Genomic DNA, 25291 nt, shown 5'->3' on the forward strand with positions numbered 1-25291 from the left:
GCCATCACCCCCGATATGGGCGCTTGCTCAACCCCGCAACAGGGTGATGCTCATCCGGCGGTTGCGCGGGTCGAACGGATTGTCCGGATTGAACGGCTCGGTGTCGGCCACGCCCTCCAGCCGGGAGAAGCGTTCCTCCGGCACGCCGCTGGCGGCCAGCGCCGCGCGGGTCGCCTCGGCGCGCCCGGCAGAGAGCGTCCAGTTGTTCTCTGCCGCGCCGCGAGTCGCGCCGCTGAAAGGCTGCGCGTCGGTATGGCCGCGAATGGCGATCTTGTTGGGCAGGCCGTCGATGGTTTCCGCCACGGCCGCCAGCAGCCGCCGCGCGCGCGGGTCCATCGCGGTGCCGCCGCTGCCGAACATGGAATAATCCGCCTTGTCCACCAGCTCGATGCGTAAGCCTTCGGGCGTGTGGGAAAAGCGGATCTGCCCCACCAGCGCCTTCAGGCCGGGATCGCGCTCCAGCCGTTTGCGAATCTCGCTCTCCACCTTGCGCAACTGCCCGTCGTCGGAGCGGGCCGGCGCACGCGCGCCGTTGGCCGCCTGATAGGGCGCGACGGGCTGCATCCCCGCGCGGCGCTGATGCGGGGCCACTCCATCCGGATCTTCCAGCGAACGCCCCTGCATGAAGCCGTTGGAGCCACCGGATTTTTCCGATTCCATCACCGTGGGCGCGAAATAATCGGCGATGCCCTTGCGCTGATCCTCGTTGGTGGCCCCCAGCAGCCACATCAGCAGGAAAAAGGCCATCATCGCCGTGACGAAATCGGCATAGGCCACCTTCCACGCCCCGCCATGGTGCGTATCATGGCCGCCCACCTTCACCTTTTTGATCAGCACTTCCGGCTCGGGCAGGGGGCCAAGCGCCGTCATTTGCCGCGCACGCCTTCGAACACTTCGGTGAAGCCGGGCTGATTGGCCGGGCGGATCGCGGTGCGCGCCGCCTCCAGCACGATGGGCTGCGGCTGGTTCCGCAGCGAGGCAAGGATCACCCGACGCACCACATGGTAGATTTCCGCATCTGCCTCCAAGATGGTTTTCAGCCGCGCCGCCATCGGCCCCACGATCCCATAGGCCAGCAACACGCCCAGAAAGGTGCCCACCAGCGCGGAGCCGATCATCCCGCCCAGCACAGCCGGCGGCTGATCGATGGAGCCCATGGTTTTCACCACGCCCAGCACGGCCGCCACGATGCCCAGCGCGGGCAGCGCGTCCGCCAGCGTCTGCAACTCAGTCGCCGGGCGCATGGCGTCATGGTGGTGGGTTTCGATGGCGGTATCCAGCACATCCTCGATGGCGACCGAACTCACGGTGCCGGTGGAAACCACCAGCAGCCGCAGCGTATCCGTCACCAGATGCACGAAGAAATGATCGGCCTTCAGGTTCGGATATTCCGCCCACAGGGAGGAGGATTGCGGGCTTTCCACATGCGGCTCCACCGCGACCGCGCCTTCGGTTTTCAACAGCCGCATCAGCCGCACCGTCAGGAAGATCGCCGCCAGATAATCGGCCCGCTTGAAACGCGGCCCTTTCACGATGCGCCCGAACGCGCCGCCCAGTTGCTTCAGGCTGCCCACATCATTGGCGACGATGATCGCGCCCACGGCCGCCCCGCCGATGATCAGCATTTCGTGCGGCAGCGCATGGAACACCGGCCCCAGCGAGCCGCCGGTGATCGCGAAGCCGCCGAACACCATCACCAGAAGCACGACGAGTCCGGCGATGGCCATCATGGCGGTGAAAATCCCCTGCTTGGGCAAAAGCGTCCGGGGTTGAAAACGGCCCTCAGCCGTCGGGCTTTAGCCGATCCTGTCGAACAGGGTTCCGTCATAGATGTGCACGAAGCTGGCCTGCGCGGCCTCCAGCGTGGTTTTCAGCGCGTCCAGCCGGGCGATGGCGGCCGTCATATCCAGCCCCTTCACCGCCTTCATCGTCTCGGCGATCTGCAACCGCGCCTCGGCGATCCGGTCGGTCTCGTCCTCCAGCCGCGCCATGCCCGCACCGATCCGCGCCTGTCCGTCGATCAGCCGGTTGGTGGCGCTTTCCAGCCCGGTCAGCGTGTCGGCAAAGGCTGCCGCGCGCAAATCAGGGTCCGTTTCTTCCAGCGCGGCCGCCAGCTTCTCTAGCGCGGCGAAGGCGGACGTCTCGCCCGATCCGAACAGCAACGGCCCGGATGGCGGGGAGGCCCCGTCGATCCCGGCGGCTTCGGCCCCGGCCGCCCGGTCGAACCCCTGCCACTCCACGCTTCCATCCGGCAATGTCGTATAGGCATCCGTGGCGCTGGCCGAACCGGCGAACAGGGATCGCCCGGATTCGTCCTTCGCATTGGCGGAATCGAGCAATTGCTGCCGCAGCACCGCGACTTCGCGCGCGATCACCTGCCGGTCTTCCGCGGTCATGGTGCCGTTCGCACCCATCAGCGCCAGTTCCTTCGCGCGCAGAAGCGCCGCATTCGCATTGTCCACGGCGGTCTCCGCCAGCGAGAGGCGACTGGAAGCGCGGTCCAGGCTGCGCTTGTCCGAGGCCAGCCGCGTGTCCAGCCGCGTCAGCTGCGCCGCGCGATTGGCGGCCGCCGGGTCTTCGGATGGCGTGGTAAACCGCTCCCCCAACGAGATTTGTTTCCCCAGCGTTTCGATCTCCCGGTCCAGCGCGCGCATGCGATCCGCCTGCGCCAGCAGGGGGCTGCGGCTGTTCACGGAAACGGGCGTGGGCATTCTCTCAGTCTCCTCAGCGGCTGGATTGCAGCAGCGTCTCGAAAATCTCGCGCGCGGCCTGAATGATGCGGGCGTTGGCGTTATACGCCTGCTGCAAGCGCAGCATGTCGGTCGCCTCGGTGTTCAGATCCACGCCGGATGCCAGCGAAAGCGCCTCTGCGGCCTGATTGCGGTTTTCCCGCGCGATCTCGAAGCGCTGCTGCCGGGATGCGGCTGCAACCGCCACACGGCTCACCAGTGCATCCGCCTGCGCCCCCGGAGAGGTGCCGGTGCCGCTGCCGTCGCGCAGCGCCAGCAACGCCAGCGCATTGCCGTTGCCGCCGGAATTCGCCCCGTTGCGCCGGATGGCGAAGCTGTCGCCCTCGCCCACGCTGCCCGTGAGTTGCACTGCGAAGCCGTCGCCTTCGATCCAGCCCCCCGCCACGCCGCTGCCCAACACCGTGCCAAGGCTGTCAGTCAGCGTCAGTGTGCCGCCGCTGTTCGTCAGCGTGTAGGGCGGGGAAGAAGGGGGCAGCAGCGCATCGTCCACCCGAAGGCTCAGCCCGGCGCTGCCGCTGTTGGTGGCGTCCGCTTCGGATAGCCAGCGCTGCGCCGTCGCGATCTGCCCGGCATCCATCGGCCTGAGGCTGATCGCAGCCGCGCCGCTGCTGTCGGCAATGCGGAACAGGTCGCCGTTGCGCGGCGTGCCCGCGCCTTCGACAGAGAGGCCGTCCAGCGTCAGCGGCAGCGTCCCCGTCACGCTGCCCAGTCCGTCATCGCGCGACAAGGTCCAGTCCGCGCCGTTGAAGATCAACGTCATCGGATGCGCCGTTGCGCCTTCCTCCAACGCCAGAGTGACGCGCGCGGAGCCGCCATTCGCTCCGGCAGGCGTGGCGAGCGGCCGCGTCGTCTGGAACAGGATTCCGCCATCGTCCCCGTTGGAATCGACCCCCTCGGTATGCACCCGGTTGAAATCCGAGGCGACTTGCGTGGCCAGCGTATCCAGCCGCGTGCGCGCCTCTGTCAGTTGCACCCGCGCATCCGAAAGCCCGGCGATGCTGCCGGACAGCAGCGGCGCAGGCTCGTCCGCGCCGCTCGGCCCCACCCGCAGTTCAAGCCCGGTGGCAGAGGGCAATACCCGAACAGACTGCGCGTTGCTGCCGGAGACCAGCAGCGGCCCGCCCGCATCGGGTATTCGCACCTCGGCCTGCCCCAGATGATCCAGCGACACATCCAGCGTGCTGATGGAACCCATCTGCGCCAGCAGCCGGTCCCGCTCGTCTGCCAGCGAAGCCGCCGCCGCGCTGCCCTCCGCCGTGCGGCGCAAGCGCCCGTTCACGTCGGCCAGCGCCTGGGACAGATCGTTCAGCGTCGTCCCTTCGATGCGGGCTTCGCTCAGCAGGTCGGAATCCAGCCGCGTCAGGTCATCAGCGCTGCGGTTGAACTGGTCTGCCAGCGCATCGGCCTTGGCCAGAAACGTCTCGCGCACAGCCAGATCGGTCGGATCATTGGCGAGGTCCGACAGCGCGCCGAACAGGTCGTTCAGCGGGGTGTCCAGCGCGTTCGGCCCGGTCAGCGCCGCCTCGATAGAGGTCAGCCAGCGGCTGGAGGCATCCAGCGCCGCCACATCGCCTTCGGTGCGGCGCAGCGTATCCAGTTGCAGCAGGTCCACCGCGCGGTTCACGGCCGTCAGCCGCACGCCGGAGCTGCCGCCCACATCCAGTTCGGTCACGCCCGATTTGCCGCCATTGCCCGCGGGCGAGAATTGCGCCGTGCGGCGGACATGGCCGGGGGTGGAGGCGTTGGCGACATTGTCCGCCACCAGTTCCATCGCCCGCGTGTAAGCCCGCACGCCGCTCTGGCCGATGAACAGCATGTCGCTCATTTGCTGTCACCGATCAGCCGGGCGAAGCCGAAGGGCGCGGTTTCCGCCAATTGCTTCGCCAGCGTATCCAGCGCCAGCGGGGCGGCCCCGTCATTTGGCAGAACCGGCTGCAGCAATTGCCGCAGCATCATCGCCTCGAACGCCTTTGCGGCCTCTTTCGTCTCGGCAGAAGGTTGCGGGCGCGGGGTCGCGGAAATCGGTTCAATCATATCACCACCAGTTCGGCGCGCAGCGCGCCCGCTTCCTTCAGGGCTTCAAGGATGGCCACCAGATCGCCCGGCGCGGCCCCCAGCGCGTTCACAGCGTTCACGATGTCAGACAATTTCGCCCCCGGCGCGAACATCGCCATGCGCGCCTTGGGCTGATCCGCCTGCACATCGGATCGCGGCGTGATCGCCGTATCGCCCCGACGAGCGAAGGGCGCGGGCTGGGAGACCTGCCAATCCTCGGAAACGGACAGGGTAAGATTGCCGTGCGCCACCGCGGCGGGCCGCACGCGCACGTCGCCGCTGATCACCACGGTGCCAGTGCGCGCATTCACCACCACCCGCGCGGCGGGCAGGGCGGGGGAGAGCGTGAGCCCCTCGATCCGCGCCGCCAGCGCTACCCGATCCATCGCCGTGCCCGGCGCGTCGATCTCCACCGAAACCGCGTCCAGCGCCCGTGCGGCGGGGCGGTTCAGTTCCGTATTGATACGATCCGCCATCGCCTGCGCGGTTTCAAAGCTGGGGCTGACAAGATCCAGCCGCAGCTTGTCGGCGGCGGCAAAGGGGCTGGGCACGGGCCGTTCCACCATGGCCCCGCCCGGAATCCGCCCGGAGGTGGGGGTGTTCACCACGATCCGCGAGCCGTCCGCGCCATCCGCGCCAAAGCCGCCGACCGTCAGATTGCCCTGCGCCAGCGCATAGGTCTCCCCATCCGCCCCCTTCAAAGGGGCCAGCAACAAGGTGCCGCCGCGCAGCGATTTCGCCTTGCCCAGCGCGGAAATCGTCACGTCCAGCTTCTGCCCCGGCTTGGCGAAGGGCGGCAGTTCCGCCGTGATCATCACCGCCGCCGCATTCTTCAGCGCCGGGTTCACGCCGGGCGGCAGCTGCACCCCCAGCGCACTCGCCGCCGAGCGCATGGATTGCACCGTGAAGGCCAGATTATCATCCCCGGTGCCGGGCAGGCCCACCACCAGCCCATAGCCAACAAGGCTGTTGCCCCGCACGCCCTGATAGCGCGCCAGATCCTTGATCCGCTCCGGCGCGCCCTGCGCTTGCGCGGGCTGCATCAGTTGCGGCGCACCGAACCACAGCGCCAGCGCGATCAGGAACCACAATGTGCGCATCAGAAGGGCGTCACAGCGTCGAAAAAGCGGCTGAGCCAGCCCTGCCGCGCCTGATTGGCGACTTCGCCGGTGCCAGTGAAGCGCAGCCGCGCATCGGCGACACGGGTGGAGGGCACGCGATTGTCCGGCCCGATATCCTCCGGCCGCACGATCCCCGTCAGCTGCACCTGCTCCTCGCCGCGCACCAACCGGATGCGGCGGTCTCCCGCCACCATCAGCGCGCCGTTCGGCAGCACCCGCACCACCGTCACCGTGAACTCGCCGGACAGGCTGTTCGCCTGACTCGCGCCGCCGGAGCCGGCGAAACTGCTGGAAGTCCCACCGGAAAACAGCCCCTCGTCGATCTTGTTCAGCGGCCATGCGTTCGGCAGGTCCAGTGATCGGTTGCTCGTGCGGCTGCTATCCTGCTCCACGCTCTTTTCCGCGCGGATGCGCTCCACCAGCCGGATCGTCAGCAGATCGCCCATTCGCCGCGCCCGCCGGTCCTCCGCCAGCGCCAGCCCCCCGGCAGAGGCCTGCCAGATTCCGCCCGTAGGTGCAGCAGGCGCAGGCGCTTCGGCCAGCGCCACGGGCACCGGCGGCACGGCATCGGACAGGTGTCGAGCGGCGCTGCATCCGTTCAGAAGAAACAGGAAAGGCAGCAGCTTAGACAGCTTGGTTGACATATCTCATCATTTCGTCTGCGGCGGAAATCACCTTGGAATTGATCTCATAGGCCCGCTGGGTTTCGATCATGTCGACCAGTTCCTGCACGGTGGACACGTTGGAGCCTTCCAATGACCCCTGCCGGATTTTCCCGAACCCGGCTTCGCCGCCCACGCCCTGCTGTGGCGCGCCTGAAGCCGCCGATTCCAGAAACAGATTCTCCCCCACCGGTTCCAGCCCGGCCGGGTTGATGAAGCTGGTCAGCGTAATCTGCCCGATCTCCGTCGGTGCGCTTTCCCCGGCCAGTTGGGCGGAAACCGTCCCGTCCGCGCCGATGGTCACGGCGGTTGCACCCTGCGGAATCTGGATTCCGGGCGCAACCGGATAGCCCTGCGGCGTCACGATCCGCCCCCCCGCGTCGCTGGTGAACGCCCCGGCGCGGGTATAGGCCGCCCGCCCGTCCGGCAGCGTCACTTCGAACAGGCCCTGCCCATCGACGGCGAGGTCCAGCGCATTGTCCGTCACGGTGAAATTGCCCTGCGTATGCACCCGCTCACTGCCTGCCACCCGCACGCCGGAGCCGGTGGAAAGCCCCATGCCAAAGCGCGCATCGGCCCCTTGCGGGGCACCTGCCGGGCGCGTCGTCTGATACATCAGTGTTTCGAACGCGGCGCGGTCTCGCTTGAAACCCACCGTGCCGGAATTGGCCAGATTGTTGGAAATGGTGCGCAACCGGGCGTCCAGCGCCTCCAGTCCGGACCGTGCGATGGCAAGGGCGCTGGGCAAATCCTCTCTCCTACTGCACGCGCATCAGCGACGCGGAGGCTTCGTCCATGTCGCGTGCGGTGGTGATCAGCTTGGTCTGCAATTCAAAGCGGCGGGATTGCTCCACCAGTTCCACCAGCGCCGCCGCCGTCTCCACATTGGAACGCTCGATGGCCCCCACCGTCACGGTCGCGGTCTCGTCCGTCTCCATCGCGGGGGCGCGGAATAGGCCGTCCGCCCCGCGCGCCAGTGTCGCCGGGTCCGGCGTCACCAGCTTCAGCCGCGCCACTTCCACGAAGGGCGCATCGTCCGAAGCCCGCGTTTCCAGCGCGCCGTCGCGGCCGATCCGCAGCGATTGGAAGCCCGTGGCAATGGCAATCGGCCCGTCCTCGCCCATCACCGCATGGCCGTCGCCCGTCAGCAGCCGCCCCTCCGGGTCGATCCGCAAATCGCCGCGCCGTGTCAGCGCCTCGCCGCCGCCGCTGTCCGCGACTGCCAGCCAGGCCCCGCCGTCCATGGCCACGTCCAGCGCATTGCCGGTGCTTTCCACTCGCCCGGGGTTCAGCAGATCGTGCGGGGATTCCCCGCCCGATTGCGCCCGCGCCGTCAGCGCCGCACCCGAAGGCGTGAGGAATCCGGCCCCCAGCGCCGCCATCTCGCGCCGGAAACCTGGCGTCGCCGCATTTGCGAGATTGTGCGCGGTAACCGATTGCGATTCCTGCGCCCGCTGCAACCCGGTGAGGGCGGTATAGACAAGCCGGTCCATCAGCTCTTCAGCTGGATGATGGTCTGCAGCAAGGTGGAGGCGGTGTCGATCGCGCGGGCGTTCGCCTGAAAGTTGCGCTGCGCGGAAATCAGCCCCACCAACTCGTCCGTCAGGTCCACGTTGGAGCGTTCGAGGGAGCCGGAGGCGACGCCGCCAAGCCCCTCCATATTCGGCTCGCCCACCGTGAGGTCGCCCGACGTGGCGGAAACCGTCCAGCTGACATTGCCGATCTGCCGCAACCCTTGCGGGTTGGTCACATTGCCCAACGCCAGCTTGCCCAGCGCGAAGGTTTCGCCGTTGGAAAAGGTCGCTTGAATCAGCCCGTCCCGGTCCACCGCCACACTTTCCAGCCTGCCGGGGGAATAGCCGTCCTGCTCGGTGAAACTCACGGAAAAGGGCTGGTTTTCCATCACGCTGTCGGCATGGTTCAGGGTGAAGCCGCTGCTGAAGGCGGTGGGCGTCGTCGGGTCCGTCAGCACCCCGTCCGGATCGAACGTCAGCACCTGCGGATCGGGCGGCGTGGTCGGCGTGACTTCGGAATCGCCCTGAAAGGCGCGCACCTCCCACAGCTTGTTCGGCTCCCCGCCTTCGATACGCCGGTAATAGAGCGTCAGCGTGGAGGCATTGCCGTTCGCATCATAAACCGTTGTGGATGTGGCATTGTTATAGCTCGTCGGATCGTCGCGGTTGAAGGCGGCGGTGGGCGCGGTGGCGGTGGCGGGCAGGTTGGCGACGAATCGCACCGCCGTCGTCTCCCGCGCCTCGCCAGAGGCCGTGGGCAGCCGCAGCGATTGCAGCGAACTGGCCCCCGTGCCCGTCACCGCGCCGTCGGCCGTGGTCGGCAATACCTGCAAGCGCCGCCCCTCATTGTCGACAACCCAGCGGTCCGCATCCACGGAAAAGGCTCCATTGCGGCTCAGCGCCAGTGTCGCCGATCCGGCTTCGCCATTCTTCACAAGGAAAAATCCCTGCCCCTCGATGGACATGTCCAGCGCGTTGCTACTCGTCTGGTAGCCGCCCTGTCCGAACTGCTGGCCGACGCCCTTTACGGAAACCCCCGCACCGTTCGCGCCATTGGGGGCCTGCCCGGGGGAGCGGCTGACGATATCGCCGAAGCTGACGCGGGATTTCTTGAACCCCGATGTGCCCACATTGGCGATGTTGTTGGACAGAACTGACAATTCCGTCTGCGAGGCGTTGAGGCCGGTGAGCGAGATGAAGAAGGTCATGTGCGGTCAGGCCTTTCAGGACATGCGCTTGACGGTGCCGGCCGCGAGCGTCGCGCCGGTGTCGAGGGTGAGAGTGAGGCTGGAATCGTCGCCGATGCTGACAGAGGCGACCGTGCCGCCGCTGCCGTCTGTGCCTTCGACCGAACGACCGATCCATTGCAGCGCGCCTGTGCGCACGTTGGAGGCCGTCAGCTGCGCCAGCGAGTCCAGCTTGTCGTTGGTGCTGGTGATTCCGGAGACGGTGGAGAATTGCGCCAGCTGCGCCACGAACGCCTCGTTATCGAGCGGGCTGAGAGGGTCCTGATTCTTCAGCTGGGTGATCAGCAGCGTCAGGAAATCGCCTTGCGTGAGCGTGTCGCTGGGCGTGTTCACGCTGGTGGATGCGGCGCGAAGCCCCAGCGCGGCGGGATCGAAAACAGTGCTCATCGGCCCAACCTATATGTTTCAAGTGTCAGGGATTTCGCGGTCTCGAGCACCTCGATCGAGTTGCGATACTGGCGCGCGGTTTCCACGATCTCGACCAGTTCCGCGTTGGGATCGACGCCGGAGACATGGATATAACCGTCCGCATCGGCGAGCGGATGGCCCGGTTCATAGCGCTTTTGCGGCGCAGCATCGGCCTGCACCACGCCCAGCACTGACACGGTGGCCCGCCCCGTCGCCCCTTCATATTCGGTGGCGAACACTGGCTTCAGCGGCCGGTATGCGGTTTCGGCGCTGGCCGAAACGGCCCCGGCATTGGCAAGGTTGGAGGCGCTGCTGTTCAGCCGCACCAGCTGGGCGGACATGGCCCGCCCCGCGATGTCGAAAATGCCCATCGTCATGATTGCTCGCCCTTCAGCGCGCTGGTGAGGGACTGGATGCGTCCGTTCAGCATCCCCAGCGTGCCGCGATAACGCAGCGCGGTTTCCGCGAACTGCACCTGCTCCGTCGCCAGTTCCACGGTGTTGCCGTCCAGCGAAGGCTGCACCGGTTGGCGATAGGCCAGCCGCGCTTCGCCTTCGGTTTCGCTCGCCTGCAAATGTGCGGAGGATGTCCGCGCCATCGCCAGTTCAGAGCCGCTGCTTGCGAAGGCGGAGGTGAAATCCAGATCGCGCGCCTTGTAACCCGGCGTCGCGGCATTGGCGATGTTGGAGGCGATCACACCCATCCGCTCACTGCGCAGGCGCAGTGCCGTGCCATGAACGCCGAAATATTGATCGAGCCTGTCTGCCATCATGGTTCCACCCTGTTGCGGGCCTTGTTGCAACAGGGGGAGCAGCAAGCGCCGTGCCAAACCGGCAATTCAGGGGGCAGGGCGGGGGAAGGGCAGGAAAGCGGCACGCCTGTGCCGCTGTGCAGGGCCGCAAGCGGCACAGATGTGCCGCTGCCGCACCGTATCAGCCACGGTGCGGGCATGGCATGGGGGTTGCACGTTCCGAGATCACGGCATCCGGCCGGATTCATTGAGGGGAACGCGCCCATGCGAAGGAAATTGTTGATCGGGCTGCTGCTCGCCGCTGCCCCTGCGAAGGCAGAGACACTGCAACAAGCGGCCGAGGCCTTCGCAGGCGCATCGCTCTCCATAGACCCGCGCCTCGCCAGTCGCAGTTGCCCCGGCGGCCATCGCTTTAACTGGGCCAGCAGCGGCGCAGCGGTGGTCGCCCGCTGCGGCCCCAATAACCCGGCGCTGGTGCTGCCGTTACAAGCGCAGCGCACCGCCGCCCAGCAACCCACGCTCCGCCGGGGGGACCGCATCTCCGCCGATATCGCGGGGGAGGGCTTCCGCATTCAGCTGGATGCCGTCGCGGAGCGGGTGGAGCGAGACGGCCGGGTGCTGCTGCGCAACGCGCGGAGCGGCCGCACGATTGCGGCCGTTCTGGATCAGGATGGCCGCCTGCGCCTTGGGGACGATCTCAACAACCGCTAAACAAGCCTGCAAGGGTGCCGTTACGGGCGATCAGGGCGCTTAAACGCGCTCTGGAACTCTCAGGCGGCAAATTGCAGGCAGGACTAGGCTATGGTCGATCAGGTTTCAGGTGGCGGCAACATCCCCTCGCGGGCCGCGCTTCAGCTTTCCAGCGGGAAGGCCCGCGTGGATACGGCCTCCATCTCCGGCACGGCCCCGCGTGCCGCCGAAAACGCCCCGGCAAAGGCGCAGATTTCCGCCGCCGCGCGGGAGATGTCCGCCAGCCCGCCTGTCGATAGCGCCAAGGTGCAATCGCTGCGAAGCGCCATCGCCGAAGGCCGCTACCAGATCGACGCAGACAGCATCGCCTCGGCCATGATCCGTTCGGAACTGCCCGGCTCCACCGCCTGACCGCGCGCCATCCCGCGACCTACCCGAACCCCAGCTGCGTAAAGCGCCGGGGGTTTGGTGCGTGCACTTCGATCCGCTCCCCCGTCTGCGGCTCGGCAAAAGCGATGGCGCTGGCGTGCAGCATCAGCCCATCATCCCCACCACGCCCATACACCGGGTCTCCGACGATCACCGTCCCCGGCCCCAGCAAGGTGGCATGCACCCGAATCTGGTGCGTGCGCCCGGTTTTTGGCCGGAACTCCAGCAACGCCAGCCCGCCGAGCCGCGTCAGCACCCGCCAGTCCGTCCGCGCGCTCTGCCCGGCGGCATCCGCCAGCATCCGCCACCCCGTCTTGCGGTCGCTGTGCTTCAGAAGCGGCTGATCGATCCGCCCCGCATCCCCCGGAACCTCGCCCTCCACGATTGCCAGATAGGTTTTTTCCACCATCCCGTCCGCAAACGCGCGGGAGAGTGTCCTCAGCGCACTCGCCCGCCGCGCCAGCAGCAGGCAACCGGAGGTATCCCGGTCCAGCCGGTGCACCGGTTGCGGCACCACCCCATGCTGCGCAAGGCCGGGCAGCAAATCCTCCAGACTCTCCGGCGTGCGGGGCCCCGGATGCACGGCCAGCCCGGCGGGCTTGTCGATCACCAGCCAGGTCTTGCCGCTGGCCAGCTGAACCGGAAGAGAATGGGCGGGAAGGGGAGGGGATGTCGCCATGGCTGCTGCCGTTTAACCCGATCCGCCCGCTGCCGTGAAGGCGGCCTGAGGCTTCGTCGCAGAGGCTTCCCAGCAAAAAGCAGCCGGGGCCTTTCCCCTGCGCTTGAAAGAGGAACAGGCACGATGACGATCATCAACACCAATCTCGCGGCCCTGAAGGCGCAGAACGGCAACAGGGTGGCGCAAGCCGGCCTCGATACGGCCATGGAACGGCTGTCGACAGGCCTTCGCATCAACAGCGCGAAAGACGATGCCGCCGGCCTCGCCATTTCGCAACGGATGACGGCAGATGTGCGCGGCCTCGCCGTCGCCATCCGCAACGCCGGAGACGGCATTTCGCTCGCCCAGACGGCGGAAACCGCGATGGGCGAAGTCACCAACATGCTGCAACGGATGCGCGAACTGTCCGTGCAGGCCGCCAACGGCACCATCGCAGACGTGGACCGCGAAGCCCTTCAGGTGGAAGTCACCCAGCTCGTCTCCGAGATCGACAATGTCGCCAAGCGCACCAGCTTCAACGGCATCAGTCTGCTGGATGGCTCGTCGAAGAATCTGGCGCTGCAAACCGGCTCCCGCGCGGGCGAAACCGTGACGATGTCGATCGGCTCGGCCCGCACCGGCGATCTGGGCACGGGCAGCGTTCCCGGCCTCACCGCCACGGGTGCCTTCGCCACCTCCGCTGCACTGATGGCCTCGTCTCAGGCGCTGCAAGGCAATGATCTGCGCATCAACGGCGTGGTGATCGGCAGCTCGCGCAGCACCGACGATTCGCTGTCCAGCTCGGCCAAGGAAGCGAGCGCTATCTCCAAGGCCGCGGCCATCAACCGCGCGACCGCGCAAACCGGCGTCCGCGCCGTGGTGGGCACCACCACGATGACGGGCACCGCGATGACGGCCGCCGCGCTGACGGGCACCGTCACCATCAACGGCGTCACCACCGGCTCCATCACCACCAGCACCAACGCCGCCGCTTCGCGCACGGCCGTGGTGGACGCCATCAACCTCATCTCCGGGCAAACGGGCGTCCGCGCCATCGACACCGGCGATTCCAACCTCGGCATCCGGCTGGAAGCAGCAGACGGCCGCAACATTGAAGTCGCCTTCGATACCCTCACGGCAGCCTCCACCGGCCTGAAGGCGGGCGTGCAATCCGGCACTTACTCGCTGGTGTCCGATCAGGGCGGTCCCATCGTGATCGATTCGGTCGGCACTGGCCGCCTCTCCCGCTCGGGCCTCGCGGCGGGCAGCTATGATCGCGGCGTCTCCACCCTCTCCACCGATGCCCGCGCTGTCGCCACCTCGGCCACCGGGGCAGACGCGCGGGTGCTGAACACTGGCGATCTGGTGCTGAACGGCGTCTCCATCCGCGCCTCCCGCGCGGCGGATGATACCTATTCGGATACCACCGCCGGCTCCAGCACCAAGGCCGCAAGCGCTATCGCCATCGCCGCGGCGATCAACGAATCCTCCGCGCAAACCGGGGTTACGGCCAAGGCCGCCTCGCTCACCCTCGTCGGCTCCACCACAACGGTGATCGGCGCGGATGCAACGGCCACGCTCGTCATCAACGGCGTGTCGATGGATATCGCCCTGTCCGCCAGCGCAACGGCGCAGGAAACCCGCGAAACCGTCGCCAGCGCCATCAACAACAACAGCGGCACCACCGGCGTGACGGCGGTGGACAACGGCCTTGGCGGCCTCAGCCTCACCGCAGCAGACGGCCGCAACGTCGCCGTCTGGCTGGACAGCGATGAAGCCACCGCCGCCAATTTCGGCCTTGGCGGCATGACGATCGCGGGCACCGGCACCAGCTACACGGTAACAGGCGTCACAGATCCCACGGACGTCTCGGCCGCCACGGTGAACACGGCCTATGCTCAGGTGGTTCTGAAAGCGCCTCCACCATCGATCTGCGCGCAGGCAGCCAGGGCTTCGGCCCGGCCTCCAACTTCTCCGCACTGGGCTTCGAGGAAAACCGCTATGGCGCAGACCTCGGCGGCCTGAAGATCAAGGACGTGAATATCTCCACGCAGGCGGGCGCAACGGCGGCGCTGAACTCCATCGACGAAGCGCTGAAATCCATCTCCGTGAACCGCGCGGAACTGGGTGCCGTGCAGAACCGGCTGGAGGCGACGATCAGCAACCTCACCAGCGCCAGCAACAATACGGTCGCCTCGCGCTCGCGCATTCAGGATGCGGATTTCGCGGCAGAGACCACTTCGCTGGCGCGCGGCCAGATCCTGACACAGGCCGCACAGGCGATGCTGGCGCAAGCCAACCAGAGCCAGCAGGGCGTGCTGCAACTGCTGCGGTAATAACCAAGGGAAGCCAAAAAACTCAGGAAGTCGGTCAGGAAACTTGGGCGGAAGGGGTAATCCTTCCGCCCTTATTTTGCGCGCGTCTAATCCGCGATCTTCAGCAACCGCCGCGCGGCAGGTGCCAGCACGGACCCCAGATCATTTCCGCGCTTCAGCGCCTGCCCGGCTTCCCCGAACAGGCAATATTGCCCCTGCTTCAACCGCAGCGAAGGGTCTTTCACCAGCCGGAATTCCGGCCGCTCGCTGGCGCGGCGGAAGGCGGAGAAGGTCGCGGTGCGGCCGCTGAAATCAATGGCATAGTCGCGCCATTCGCCTGCCGCGACCATCTGCCCATAAAGCTGCATGATGCGGTCGATTTCCGCCCGATCGAAGAGCGTTTGCCCGCTTGTCGGAAGCGGGATGACGTTCAAGCCGCCTCGCCGCCTGACTTGCGGGTTTCACGCTCATAGGCATCCAGCCGGGCGCGCAGCGTTTCGATCTCGCACTTCAAAATCTCATACTTCTGCGTGACGGGATCAAACTTGTCGGAACAGGGGGTGCCATAGGGCACGAACGCGGGCTCTTCTTTCACCAGCATCGGCACGGGCTTGGCCGGGATGCCGATCATCGTCGCGCCGGCCGGGACATCCTTGGTGACGACGGCATTCGCGCCGATCTTCGATCCCTCGCCCACCATGATCGGCCCCAGCACGGCAGCGTGCAGGGAAATGATGACATTGTCGCCGATGGTGGGGTGGCGCTTGCCCGCGATTCCGTTGGTGGGGTTGGTGCCGCCCAGCGTTGCGCCCTGATAGATCGTCACATTGTCGCCGATTTCAGAGGTTTCGCCGATCACCACAAAGCCATGGTCGATAAACAGGTTACGGCCGATCTTCGCGCCCGGATGAATGTCAATCGCCGTCAGGAAGCGGCTGAAATGATTGACCATCCGTGCCAGCAGAAAGAAATCCGCCCGATACAGCGCATGGGCGATGCGGTGGAATCCAACGGCCCACACGCCGGGATAGGTCAGGATTTCCCAGCGCGAACGCGGTGCCGGATCGCGGGCACGGATGCTCGACAGGAAGCTGGTGAGGGTGTCAAACATTCGTGCGCGCCTTGTCTCTATCTCTGCGTGACATAATCCCAAGCGCGGCTCAATTCCAGATGCCTGAAAACAACAGGTTCGGCAAAGCCCCGGTTCTGCCCGCACCAGCCCATCTATCTTGCCCTATCGGCCCCAGCCTGTCAGTCAGCGCACGCTATGGAATTCGGACCGGACTTTTTCACCTTCATGGCCGTGGGTTTTCTGGCGCAGCTCGTCGATGGCGCGCTGGGCATGGCCTTCGGCGTGATCTCCACCAGCGCATTGGTGGCCCTTGGCGTGCCCCCGGCTGCGGCATCTGCCGGTGTGCACACCGTGGAAACGGTGACGACCGCCGTTTCCGGCACCAGCCATGCGATTGCCCGCAATGTGGACTGGAAGCTGTTCGCGCGCATCGCCGTTCCCGGCGTGGTCGGCGCGGTGGCGGGGGCCTATGTGCTTACCAGTATCCCGGCGGATAAGGCGAAGCCGCTGATTCAGGCCTATCTGGGGCTGTTGGGGCTGTGGCTGTTCTGGCGGGGTTTCCGCCACATCCATGTGGAGCGCGAACCCAAAGTGGTGGAGCCGCTGGGGCTGGCGGGCGGCTTTCTGGATGCGGCAGGCGGCGGCGGCTGGGGGCCGATCGTCACTTCGAACCTGATCGTGCAGGGCAAATCCCCGCGCCACACCATCGGCACCGTGAACGCGGCTGAATTCTTCGTGACGACCAGCGCGGCCATCACCTTCATCTACCATCTGGGCTGGGAAGTGGTGACGACGGCGACTCTGGGCATATTGGCGGGCGGCGTGATCGCGGCCCCGTTCGGCGCGATTCTGGCCAAGAAATTGCGCGCGGACACTCTGATGATCCTGGTGGGCGCGGTATTGATGCTGACGAGCGCCTTCGGAATCTGGCGCTTCCTTACGGCTTGAGGCGCACCGGCGGCATCAGATTGCAGATATCCGCGCCGCCTGCGGGGCGGATGAAGAAACTGTCCCGCCGGTTGGCGCGCGAATCCGCCCATTTCGCAAGGCTGGAGCCGCCAAGCACCTGAAACTGCGGCTGTTCCGCCGATGGCAGATCACTCGCCATCCGCGCCGAGAGCAGCGGCACCCGCTCCTCAGGCTTTTCATACATGCCAAGCCCGCCCGTGCCGCGCGGCAGGCTGGAAAGCGCCTCCTGCCCCTGGAGAACCCGGCCGACAGTGGCGATGTTGCGATCCAGATGGCGCGGCCCATGGCCGATCACCACATACAGCTCCGCGCCGGTGCCGGTATCCGGCGGCATGTTCCGCCCCACGCCCACCATCGCAGGGCAATGCGGCAGCCAATGCACCTTGTCGTCCGTCGCCACCGGCCAGCCGCCCGAATAGCCCACGGTTGCGCCATAGGCATCGGCATAGGGCAGGGCGATGAACCCCGGCGGCGTTCCGGGGCGTTCATAGCCATCCGCCGGGCGCGCCACGATTCCGGCCGGAAGCCCGGCCTTTTCCGTCGGATCGCCCCATTGCACGACATAATTTTCCTGCACCCGCACGATCTGCGCGTTGCGCGGGAACCAGCCGTCCTTCACCAGCGCGCGGATGTTCGCCACATGCGTGGGCGCAAAGGCCGGGGCGAGCTGGATCGCCACCTTCCGCCCGCCTGCGAACTCCAGCAGCAGCACGTCCGCCGGGGAAATCGCCTGCCAGTCCGCCGCCGGGGCGTCTGCGGCAATCTCGCCGGGGGAGGGCGGGCTTGCAGGCTGGGCAAGGGCGGACGAGGCGGCCAGCAGGGCGGCGAGTGCGAGGCGTTTCATGCCCGCAACCTGCCATCGCCAGAGCCGTTCCGCCAGCGCCCGGTGATCGAAACACTTTGTCGCAGGCGTTGAATTCATCGAATGGGCAACTTAATCATGTGGGCATGATCTACCTGCCCACCATCAAGCAGCTGCAATATCTGGTCGCGCTGCACCGCACCCGCCATTTCGGCAAGGCGGCGGAGGATTGCTACGTCACCCAATCCACCCTCTCGGCAGGCCTGCGCGAACTGGAAACGCTGCTGGGCGTCACGCTGGTGGAGCGCAACCGCCGCGTGGTGCGCTTCACCCCGCTGGGCGAGGCCGTGGTGCAGCGCGCATGGCGCTTGCTGGCCGAAGCCGATTCCATCGCCGAACTCGCCCGCGCCGCCGGGCAGCCGCTGGCCAGCGAGCTGCGCCTCGGCGTCATCCCCACCATCGCGCCCTTCCTGCTGCCCGCGCTGCTGCCGGGCTTACGCGCGCAATGGCCCGAACTGAAGCTCTACCTGCGCGAAGAGCAATCCGGCCCCGCCTGCGAGGCGCTGGGGCGCGGCCAGCTGGATTGCCTGTTGCTGGCGCTGCCCTACAGCTGCGGCGAGATCGAATATGAACCGCTGTTCGACGATCCCATCCGCTTCGCCTTCCACCCCGACGACCTGCCCGACCCGCCCGCCAGCATCGCGCCGGACGGCATCGACGAAGCCCGCCTGCTGCTGCTGGAAGACGGCCACTGCCTGAAAGACCATGCCCTCGCCGCCTGCAGCCGCGCCACCTTCCGCCCGGACCAGTCCGTGCTGGGCACCTCGCTGCACACGCTGGTGCAAATGGTGGAAAACCGCATCGGCATGACCCTGCTGCCGCAAATGGCCATCGACGCCGGAATCCTCAGCAACACCGCCATCCAAACCCGCCCACTGGCCAGCCCGGACGCCAAACGCACCATCGCACTGGCATGGCGGCCCTCCAGCCCGCGCGCGGAGGAGTATCGGTTGTTCGCGCAGGCGCTGAAGGAGGCGCGGGTGGGGTAGCGCGTTACGGCTTTTATGCCTCCGGCGGCCAAGGGCTTCGCCCTTGGAACCCAGCAGGGAAATGATTTCCCTGCACCCTCGATATTTGTGTCGCGCCGAAACCCCAACGATGTGCGTGTGATCAACTTTGATTGCCTGCGGCGCACCGCAGCCCTCTCCCCCTGCAAGGGGGAGAGTTGGAGAGGGGGTGTCACCGCCGGGTGTGATCCACAACATCCCCAGCCCGACTTCAACCCCGCTTCGCCGCCTTCAGCTCCGCATACAGCGCCTTCGCCGGGATCGGCGGCGCGCCCTGCTCGGCGGCCTTCACCAGTTGCACCATCCGCGCGCTCACCGGCGCTTTCCGGCCCAGCCGCTGCGCCAGCCGCACCACTTCGCCTTGCAGATAATCCACTTCCGTCGGGCGGCCGCGTGCCAGATCATCCGCCATGGAGGAACGGGCGTGCGGATCGACCCGCACCTTGCCGCCCCCGGCTGCCGCCATCACATAGCCATAGAGCGCGTCCGGCAGGCTCATGATTTGTGGCATCAGCTTCAGCGGCATGGCGATGGCATCCACCGGGGTGATTCCGGCGGCCTCCACCAGCTTCAGCCCTTCGGCCACGGAAAGCGCCCATGAGCGGCGATAATCCCGCTGCCGCAATTGCTCGGCAAGGCTGACGCCGGAGAGCGCGTTCACCGCATTGTTCAGGTTCACCAGCAGCTTGCCCCACTGCACGCCGACGATGTTGGAGCTTTTCGTCAGCGGGAACGAACGGCCGATCAGCGGCTCGAACGGGGCCAGCGCCGGGCTGTCCTCCACCACCAGCCCACCGCCGGTGCCGCGGTGGAAATGCGCCGGGCCGCGCTGCGCCACGTTGAAGGGCACCATCCCGGCCAGCACTGTGCGGCCGGGTAGGGCGGCGCGCAGCACGTCCGGGTTGGAAACGCCGTTTTGCAGGCTGATGATCAGCGCGCCCGGCGGCGCATGCGCTGCGATTGCGGCAGCGGCGTCTGCCGTCTGCATGCTTTTCACCGTGACGAGTACCAGATCGGCCCCGGCCAGCGCGGCCGGATCGGCGGTGCGGGTGAAGCCGCTGATCGTTTCGTCCAGCCCGTCCACGTCCGTCAGCCGCACGCCATCGGCCAGCGCATCCAGCATCGAAGGCCGCCCGATCAGCGCGACATCCGCATCGCGCGCCAGCAGGCCGCCGACATAGATGCCGATCATCCCCGCCCCGAAAACTGCGACTTTTGCCTGCTCGCTCACCATTGCCTCTCCCGCATTGCCATGCCTATTTGCCCGGCATTGACGCGAGGGAGAAGCTGATGAAAGCGCTGCTGTGTGTGGAACATGGGCCGCCGGAGAAACTGGTGGTGCAGGAGATCGCAGAGCCTGAACCCGGCAAGGGCGAAGTCCGCATCGTGATGAAGGCGGCGGGCGTGAATTTCCCGGACGTGCTGATCATCCAGAATCTCTACCAGTTCAAACCGCCGCTGCCGTTCAGCCCCGGCGGGGAAGCCGCGGGCGTGATCGATGCCGTGGGCGAGGGCGTGACGCGCTTCAAGGTGGGCGACAAGGTGATCGCGATGACGGGCAATGGTGCCTTCCGCGAGAAGTTCCTCGCGCATGAGCGGCAGACGATCCCGATGGCAGGCGATATGCCCTTCGATGTCGCGGCCGGTTTCACCATGACCTACGGCACCTCCCACCACGCCCTGAAGCAGCGGGCGCGCTTGCAACCGGGCGAGACGCTGCTGGTGCTGGGCGCGGCGGGCGGCGTGGGGCTGGCGGCGGTGGAACTGGGCAAGCTGATGGGCGCGAAGGTGATCGCGGCGGCTTCGTCGGACGACAAGCTTGCGCTCACCCGCGACTATGGCGCGGACGAGACGATCAACTATTCAACCGAGGATCTGAAGGATCGGGTGAAGGAACTGACGGGCGGCAAGGGCGTGGACGTGATCTATGATCCCGTCGGCGACAAATATGCCGAACCCGCCTTCCGCTCCATCGCGTGGAACGGCCGTTATCTGGTGGTGGGCTTCGCCGCCGGGGAGATTCCGAAGCTGCCGCTGAACCTGCCGCTGATCAAGGGCTCCTCCATCGTCGGCGTGTTCTGGGGGGCTTTCACCCAGCATGAGCCGAAGGTGCACGAAGCGAACATGGCCGAACTGCTGACATGGTTCGGTGAAGGCAAGCTGAAGCCGCATGTCTCCGCGCACCTGCCGCTGGAGCGCGGTGCGGAGGGCATTCGTTTGTTGATGGACCGCAAGGCCAAGGGCAAGGTGATCCTGACGGCGTGATCGAGGATCGATGAGGAAGACTCATCGAGTTCGGCTTCTCGGCCGGCGTGCAGTCGCGCTTGCGGCGTACCGTCGGAAATGGCCTCAATCCCAGCGCGCGGCGGCCTGTTCGTCGCTGTCGCGCGCGTCCACCCAGCCGAGCGCGTCTTTCTTCCAGAAGGGCGCGCGGGTTTTCAGCCAGTCCATCAGAAACTCGCACGCCTCGAACGCTGCGCGGCGGTGGCTGCTGGCGGTGAGGACGAGCACGATCGGCTCCCCCACGGCCAGCGGCCCATGGCGGTGGACGATGATCGCGCCGATCAGCGGCCAACGGGCGCGGGCATCCGCCAGCAGCGCCTCCATCTCCCGCTCGGCCATGCCGGGATAATGTTCCAGCAGCAGTGGCGCATCGCGCACCTGCCCGGTGAAACTGACGACCGCGCCGACTTCCGGGGTGAGAGCCGACAGCCGCGCCTGCTCCGCGCCGATCTCGAACGGCCCGGCCTGCACCCGAACCTCGAACAGGCTCATCCGCCCGTCACCGGCGGGAACAGCGCCAGTTCGTCGCCCGGCGACACCAGCGCGTCCCAACCGACTTGCTGCTGGTTCAGCGCCAGCCGCAGCCGCGACAGGTCGGTCAGCGCCTCGGCATGGCCTGCGGACAGGGCGCGTAACTTCGCCGCCAACTCCCCGGCGGGCAGCGACTGTGTCAGCGGATACTCTTCCCCGGAAAGCCCGATCCGTTCACGGACCCAGGCGAAATAGACCAGCCTCACGCTCACCCGGAGGTGCCCGGAACCTCAGACGTCATATGCTTCAGGCCGATGCGCAGATAATCCCAGCCCGTCACCAGCGTCAGAACGCCCGCCAGCCACAGGGTGACGATGCCCACGGGCTGGGCGGGCAGGGCAGGCCACCAGTGCGCACTGGCGGGTGCAAGGATCAACGCGCCCAGCGACACCATCTGGAAGGTGGTTTTCCACTTGGCCAGCTGGCTGACAGGCAGGCTGACACGCGCCGTCGCCAGAAATTCGCGCAGGCCCGAAACCGTGATCTCGCGCAGGATGATCACCAGCGCCGGAATCACATGCCAGCCAACGATATTGTCATTGTGGATCAGCATCACGATCACGGCGGCGACCATGATTTTGTCTGCCACCGGGTCCAGAAACACGCCCAATTTGGAAACCGTGCCTTGCGCGCGGGCCAGATAGCCGTCGATGTAATCGGTGATGCCCGCCAGACAGTAGAGCAGAAAGGCCGCCGTATAGCCCACCCAGCTGGCGTTCCACATCAGGATCACGAACAGCGGAACCGCGAAGATTCGGCTGAGGGTCAGCAGATTGGGGAGGCTGGACAGCATGGCCCACCCTTAGGCAATCCAGAGCGAGCAAACAACCATGGGGATGCCGAGATGACAGCTGCAACAAGCGTATCCGAAGCCGTGGCCAGCCGCCGCTCTGTGCGTGGCTTCCTGTCCACGCCTGTGGAGGCTGATGCGATCCGCCGCGTGGTGGAAAAAGCGGCGCGCGCGCCGTCGGGCGGCAATGTGCAGCCATGGCATATCGATGTGGTAGCCGGGCCGAAGCTGGACGAGCTGAAGACCATCATGGCCGCGCGGGTGGCGGAAGCGCCCAAGGGCGAGCCGACGGATTATGATATCTACCCCAAGGAGTTGCCTGCGCCCTATCGCGATTACCGCTTTGAATTGGGCGAGGATATGTATGCCAGCCTCGGTATCCCGCGCGAAGACAAGCTGGCGCGGCTGATGTGGTTCGCCCGCAACTACCAGTTCTTCGGCGCGCCGCTGGCGCTGTTCTGCTCGGTTCAGCGCACCATGGGGCCGCCGCAATGGTCTGACCTTGGCATGTATCTGCAAACGCTGATGCTGCTGCTGCGCGAAGAGGGGCTGGATAGCTGCGCGCAGGAATGCTGGGCGATCTACCCGGAAACGATCAGCCAGTTCCTGAACCTGCCGGACGGGCGGATGCTGTTCTGCGGCATGTCCATCGGCTATGCGGACGAGGCGGACCCGGCCAACAAGTTCAAGGCAAAGCGCGCCCCGCTGGACGCGTTCGCGACCTTCCACGGCATTTAGGACAATCCGGCGCAATTGCCGGGGGTTGAAGCAGGGCCTATCTCTGCTTCAGCCATGACGCACGCGCAGCATCACCACCCCGACCCGGACGCCGACGCGACCGTGAAAGACCCTGTCTGCGGCATGACCGTGGACCCGGCTAAAACGCCGCACCATGCTCGGTATGAGGGGCAGGATTATCATTTTTGCGGAGCGGGTTGCCGAACAAAGTTCATTGCCGATCCGAGCAAGTATCTGGCGAGGACGCCGCTGGCGCAGGATGCGCCCCCAGGTGCCATCTGGACCTGCCCGATGCACCCGGAAATCCGGCAGGATCATGCCGGAAGCTGCCCCATCTGCGGCATGGCGCTGGAACCATTGCTGATCTCGGCCGACAGCGGTCCGAACCCCGAACTGGCGGACATGACGCGCCGCTTCCGCATCGCACTGGCGCTGGCGTTGCCGGTTTTCCTGCTGGAAATGGGCGGGCATCTGATTCCGGCGCTGCACCATCTGCTGCCGCCGCGCATCTCTGGCTGGGTGCAGTTCCTGCTGGCGACTCCGGTGGTTCTGTGGGCGGGCTGGCCCTTCTTCCAGCGCGGCTGGCAATCGGTGAAAACGCGCAATCTCAACATGTTCACGCTGATCGCCATGGGCACCGGCGTGGCATGGAGCTACAGCGTGGTCGCGCTGTTCCTGCCCGGCCTTTTCCCGGAGACATTCCGGGCAGCGGATGGCAGCGTCGCCGTCTATTTCGAAGCGGCGGCGGTGATCACCGTTCTGGTGCTGCTGGGGCAGGTGCTGGAGTTGCGCGCGCGGGACCAGACCAGCGGCGCGATCCGGGCGCTGCTGGATCTCGCGCCGAAAACCGCGCGCCGCATCGCAGCTGACGGCAGCGAAGCCGACGTGCCGCTGGGCGAGTTGCTCGCAGGTGACAGGCTGAGGGTGCGGCCGGGAGAGAAGGTGCCGGTGGACGGCGTGGTGGAGGAAGGCCGCTCCACGCTGGACGAATCGCTGATCACGGGCGAATCCATGCCGGTCAGCCGCGCCGTCGGCGAAAAAGTGATTGCGGGCACGCTGAACCAGACGGGCGCGCTGCTGATCCGCGCGGAGGGCGTGGGGGCGGACACCATGCTCTCGCGCATCGTGCAGATGGTGGCGGACGCGCAGCGATCGCGCGCGCCGATTCAGCGGCTGGCGGACCAAGTGGCGGGTTGGTTCGTGCCGCTGGTGATCCTGATCGCGCTGCTGGCGTTCGCGGCATGGGGAATCTGGGGGCCGGAACCGCGCTTTGCCCATGGGCTGGTGGCGGCGGTGGCGGTCCTGATCATCGCCTGCCCCTGTGCGCTGGGTCTGGCCACTCCGATGTCGATCATGGTCGGCGTGGGGCGCGGGGCGCAGCTGGGCGTGCTGGTGCGCAACGCTGAAGCGCTGGAACGGATGGAGAAGGTGGATACGCTGGTCGTCGACAAGACCGGCACGCTGACGGAAGGCCGCCCGGCGCTGGTGGCGCTGAGGCCCGCGCCCGGTTTCGACGAAGCGGAGCTGCTGCGCCTTGCCGCCGCGGTGGAGGCCGCCTCTGAACACCCGCTTGCGCTGGCGATTGTGCAGACCGCGAACGCGCGCGGACTGGCGCTGCCGACTGTCAGCGATTTCGATTCGCCCATCGGGCGGGGCGTGACGGGCACGGTGGAGGGCCATGTAATCCGGCTGGGCAATGCGTCGTTTCTGGCAGGGGAGGGCATCGACACCTCCGCGCTGGCCGAGGCGGCGGAGGCGCTGCGCAAGGATGGCGCGACGGCGATCTATATGGCCGTCGACGGCAAGGCTGCCGCTGTGTTCGCCATCGCCGATCCGGTGAAGGCCAGCACGCCCGAAGCGCTGAAGGCGCTGCGTGCAGAGGGCGTACGCATCGTCATGCTGACGGGCGACAACCGCACCACAGCGCAGGCCGTCGCGGCGAAGCTGGGCATTGACGAGGTGGAGGCCGAAGTGCTGCCGGACGGCAAAAGCGCCGTGATCGCCCGGTTGAAGGCGCAAGGCCGGGTGGTGGCGATGGCCGGAGACGGGGTGAACGACGCCCCGGCGCTGGCGGCGGCCGATGTCGGCATCGCCATGGGCACCGGCACTGATGTCGCCATCGAAAGCGCCGGGATCACGCTGTTGAAGGGTGATCTGACGGGGATCGTCCGGGCGCGGCGGCTGTCGCGCGCCACCATGTCCAACATCCGGCAGAATCTGCTGTTCGCCTTCCTGTATAACGCGGCGGGCGTGCCGATTGCCGCGGGGCTGCTCTATCCGCAGTTCGGCATCCTGCTGTCGCCGGTGGCGGCGGCAGCCGCTATGGCGCTGTCCTCTGTCAGCGTAGTGGGCAATGCGCTGCGCCTGCGCAAAACGCCGCTTTAGGCAGCCATGCACGGGCACGCGTTGCCGCACGGCGCGTGACAGCCTATGTGCGAT

30 protein-coding genes are annotated in these 25291 nt (G+C 66.7%); 9 read left to right on the top strand and 21 right to left on the bottom strand.

The window, feature by feature from the left end; genetic code table 11:
* Positions 1-27: 27 nt before the first annotated feature.
* From FJQ54_RS14465 to flgB, 13 genes are all read right to left on the bottom strand, one after another.
* Positions 28-870, bottom strand: coding sequence for a flagellar motor protein MotB (locus tag FJQ54_RS14465; protein WP_140929138.1), 843 nt, complete (start codon positions 868-870; stop codon positions 28-30).
* A complete protein-coding gene (gene motA / locus FJQ54_RS14470; protein ID WP_140929139.1) occupies positions 867-1730 on the bottom strand; it encodes a flagellar motor stator protein MotA in 864 nt (287 codons plus the stop codon). Before motA ends, FJQ54_RS14465 begins: the two co-directional genes overlap by 4 nt.
* Positions 1731-1796: 66 nt before the next feature.
* Positions 1797-2711 (bottom strand): flagellin N-terminal helical domain-containing protein, encoded by a 915-nt coding sequence (locus FJQ54_RS14475; RefSeq protein ID WP_140929140.1) that lies wholly within the window; start codon positions 2709-2711, stop codon positions 1797-1799.
* A gap of 13 nt (positions 2712-2724) precedes the next feature.
* On the bottom strand, positions 2725-4575 hold the full coding sequence (locus FJQ54_RS14480) for a flagellar hook-associated protein FlgK (protein ID WP_140929141.1): 1851 nt from the start codon (positions 4573-4575) through the stop codon (positions 2725-2727).
* Positions 4572-4784 carry a hypothetical protein gene (locus FJQ54_RS14485; protein WP_140929142.1) on the bottom strand — a complete coding sequence of 71 codons (213 nt, stop codon included), beginning with the start codon at positions 4782-4784 and terminating at the stop codon, positions 4572-4574. The genes FJQ54_RS14480 and FJQ54_RS14485 overlap by 4 nt, the downstream gene beginning before the upstream one ends.
* The gene (locus FJQ54_RS14490) at positions 4781-5848 is read right to left on the bottom strand and encodes a flagellar basal body P-ring protein FlgI (protein ID WP_140929269.1); all 1068 of its coding nucleotides are present in this window, start codon (positions 5846-5848) and stop codon (positions 4781-4783) included. The genes FJQ54_RS14485 and FJQ54_RS14490 overlap by 4 nt, the downstream gene beginning before the upstream one ends.
* A 56-nt stretch (positions 5849-5904) precedes the next feature.
* Positions 5905-6570 (bottom strand): flagellar basal body L-ring protein FlgH, encoded by a 666-nt coding sequence (locus tag FJQ54_RS14495; protein ID WP_140929143.1) that lies wholly within the window; start codon positions 6568-6570, stop codon positions 5905-5907.
* Positions 6551-7336: a flagellar basal-body rod protein FlgG gene (gene flgG, locus FJQ54_RS14500; protein ID WP_140929144.1), complete on the bottom strand. Its 786-nt coding sequence runs from the start codon at positions 7334-7336 to the stop codon at positions 6551-6553. Before flgG ends, FJQ54_RS14495 begins: the two co-directional genes overlap by 20 nt.
* 10 nt (positions 7337-7346) lie before the next feature.
* Positions 7347-8081, bottom strand: coding sequence for a flagellar basal body rod protein FlgF (locus tag FJQ54_RS14505; RefSeq protein WP_140929145.1), 735 nt, complete (start codon positions 8079-8081; stop codon positions 7347-7349).
* Positions 8081-9310, bottom strand: a complete 1230-nt coding sequence (locus FJQ54_RS14510) for a flagellar hook protein FlgE (protein ID WP_140929146.1) — start codon at positions 9308-9310, stop codon at positions 8081-8083. The genes FJQ54_RS14505 and FJQ54_RS14510 overlap by 1 nt, the downstream gene beginning before the upstream one ends.
* Before the next feature lie 15 nt (positions 9311-9325).
* Complete coding sequence (locus tag FJQ54_RS14515) at positions 9326-9736, bottom strand: flagellar hook assembly protein FlgD (protein ID WP_140929147.1); 411 nt, start codon at positions 9734-9736, stop codon at positions 9326-9328.
* Positions 9733-10128 carry a flagellar basal body rod protein FlgC gene (flgC, locus tag FJQ54_RS14520; RefSeq protein WP_408006031.1) on the bottom strand — a complete coding sequence of 132 codons (396 nt, stop codon included), beginning with the start codon at positions 10126-10128 and terminating at the stop codon, positions 9733-9735. Before flgC ends, FJQ54_RS14515 begins: the two co-directional genes overlap by 4 nt.
* A gap of 2 nt (positions 10129-10130) precedes the next feature.
* Entirely contained in the window at positions 10131-10529 is a 399-nt protein-coding gene (gene flgB, locus FJQ54_RS14525; protein ID WP_140929149.1) for a flagellar basal body rod protein FlgB, read from the bottom strand.
* Positions 10530-10772: 243 nt separating this feature from the next.
* Between flgB and FJQ54_RS14530 the strand changes: the two genes are divergently transcribed.
* Both FJQ54_RS14530 and flgM read left to right on the top strand, forming a co-directional pair.
* Complete coding sequence (locus FJQ54_RS14530) at positions 10773-11219, top strand: hypothetical protein (RefSeq protein ID WP_140929150.1); 447 nt, start codon at positions 10773-10775, stop codon at positions 11217-11219.
* 90 nt (positions 11220-11309) lie between these two features.
* Positions 11310-11609 (top strand): flagellar biosynthesis anti-sigma factor FlgM, encoded by a 300-nt coding sequence (gene flgM, locus FJQ54_RS14535; RefSeq protein WP_140929151.1) that lies wholly within the window; start codon positions 11310-11312, stop codon positions 11607-11609.
* A gap of 19 nt (positions 11610-11628) precedes the next feature.
* On the opposite strand, the gene FJQ54_RS14540 is transcribed toward flgM, so the two are convergent.
* A complete protein-coding gene (locus tag FJQ54_RS14540) occupies positions 11629-12306 on the bottom strand; it encodes an RluA family pseudouridine synthase (protein ID WP_140929152.1) in 678 nt (225 codons plus the stop codon).
* A 123-nt stretch (positions 12307-12429) separates the two neighbouring features.
* On the opposite strand from FJQ54_RS14540, the gene FJQ54_RS14545 reads away from it, so the two are divergent.
* On the top strand, positions 12430-14310 hold the full coding sequence (locus FJQ54_RS14545; protein WP_181160184.1) for a flagellin N-terminal helical domain-containing protein: 1881 nt from the start codon (positions 12430-12432) through the stop codon (positions 14308-14310).
* Between the two features lie 47 nt (positions 14311-14357).
* A complete protein-coding gene (locus FJQ54_RS14550) occupies positions 14358-14621 on the top strand; it encodes a flagellin (protein ID WP_456238792.1) in 264 nt (87 codons plus the stop codon).
* Between the two features lie 86 nt (positions 14622-14707).
* Here FJQ54_RS14550 and FJQ54_RS14555 read toward each other — a convergent pair whose 3' ends face one another.
* Both FJQ54_RS14555 and epsC read right to left on the bottom strand, forming a co-directional pair.
* Positions 14708-15034, bottom strand: coding sequence for a DUF2794 domain-containing protein (locus FJQ54_RS14555; protein WP_140929155.1), 327 nt, complete (start codon positions 15032-15034; stop codon positions 14708-14710).
* Positions 15031-15711: a serine O-acetyltransferase EpsC gene (gene epsC, locus FJQ54_RS14560; protein ID WP_140929156.1), complete on the bottom strand. Its 681-nt coding sequence runs from the start codon at positions 15709-15711 to the stop codon at positions 15031-15033. The genes FJQ54_RS14555 and epsC overlap by 4 nt, the downstream gene beginning before the upstream one ends.
* A gap of 156 nt (positions 15712-15867) precedes the next feature.
* Between epsC and FJQ54_RS14565 the strand changes: the two genes are divergently transcribed.
* Positions 15868-16620, top strand: a complete 753-nt coding sequence (locus FJQ54_RS14565; protein ID WP_140929157.1) for a sulfite exporter TauE/SafE family protein — start codon at positions 15868-15870, stop codon at positions 16618-16620.
* Here FJQ54_RS14565 and FJQ54_RS14570 read toward each other — a convergent pair.
* Positions 16610-17485: a peptidylprolyl isomerase gene (locus FJQ54_RS14570; protein ID WP_140929158.1), complete on the bottom strand. Its 876-nt coding sequence runs from the start codon at positions 17483-17485 to the stop codon at positions 16610-16612. The genes FJQ54_RS14565 and FJQ54_RS14570 overlap by 11 nt on opposite strands.
* Before the next feature lie 104 nt (positions 17486-17589).
* Here FJQ54_RS14570 and FJQ54_RS14575 point away from each other — a divergent pair, with 104 nt between their 5' ends.
* Complete coding sequence (locus tag FJQ54_RS14575) at positions 17590-18492, top strand: hydrogen peroxide-inducible genes activator (protein ID WP_140929159.1); 903 nt, start codon at positions 17590-17592, stop codon at positions 18490-18492.
* 229 nt (positions 18493-18721) lie between these two features.
* Here the strand turns inward: FJQ54_RS14575 and FJQ54_RS14580 are convergent, their stop codons facing one another.
* Entirely contained in the window at positions 18722-19744 is a 1023-nt protein-coding gene (locus FJQ54_RS14580) for a 2-dehydropantoate 2-reductase (protein WP_140929160.1), read from the bottom strand.
* Positions 19745-19800: 56 nt separating this feature from the next.
* Between FJQ54_RS14580 and FJQ54_RS14585 the strand changes: the two genes are divergently transcribed.
* A complete protein-coding gene (locus tag FJQ54_RS14585) occupies positions 19801-20775 on the top strand; it encodes an NADPH:quinone oxidoreductase family protein (protein ID WP_140929161.1) in 975 nt (324 codons plus the stop codon).
* Between the two features lie 84 nt (positions 20776-20859).
* On the opposite strand, the gene FJQ54_RS14590 is transcribed toward FJQ54_RS14585, so the two are convergent.
* The 3 genes from FJQ54_RS14590 to pgsA are packed head-to-tail and all read right to left on the bottom strand — an operon-like array spanning position 20860 to position 22114.
* Entirely contained in the window at positions 20860-21285 is a 426-nt protein-coding gene (locus FJQ54_RS14590) for a molybdenum cofactor biosynthesis protein MoaE (protein WP_140929162.1), read from the bottom strand.
* Positions 21282-21536, bottom strand: coding sequence for a MoaD/ThiS family protein (locus FJQ54_RS14595; protein ID WP_140929163.1), 255 nt, complete (start codon positions 21534-21536; stop codon positions 21282-21284). Before FJQ54_RS14595 ends, FJQ54_RS14590 begins: the two co-directional genes overlap by 4 nt.
* Positions 21533-22114, bottom strand: coding sequence for a CDP-diacylglycerol--glycerol-3-phosphate 3-phosphatidyltransferase (pgsA, locus tag FJQ54_RS14600; protein WP_140929270.1), 582 nt, complete (start codon positions 22112-22114; stop codon positions 21533-21535). The genes FJQ54_RS14595 and pgsA overlap by 4 nt, the downstream gene beginning before the upstream one ends.
* 54 nt (positions 22115-22168) lie before the next feature.
* Between pgsA and FJQ54_RS14605 the strand changes: the two genes are divergently transcribed.
* Positions 22169-22852: a nitroreductase gene (locus FJQ54_RS14605; RefSeq protein ID WP_140929164.1), complete on the top strand. Its 684-nt coding sequence runs from the start codon at positions 22169-22171 to the stop codon at positions 22850-22852.
* A 54-nt stretch (positions 22853-22906) separates the two neighbouring features.
* Entirely contained in the window at positions 22907-25237 is a 2331-nt protein-coding gene (locus FJQ54_RS14610) for a heavy metal translocating P-type ATPase (protein ID WP_140929165.1), read from the top strand.
* The last annotated feature ends 54 nt before the right edge of the window (positions 25238-25291 follow it).

It is taken from the genome of Sandaracinobacter neustonicus (assembly GCF_006385875.1).
GTDB classification, from domain to species: Bacteria; Pseudomonadota; Alphaproteobacteria; order Sphingomonadales; family Sphingomonadaceae; genus Sandaracinobacteroides; species Sandaracinobacteroides neustonicus.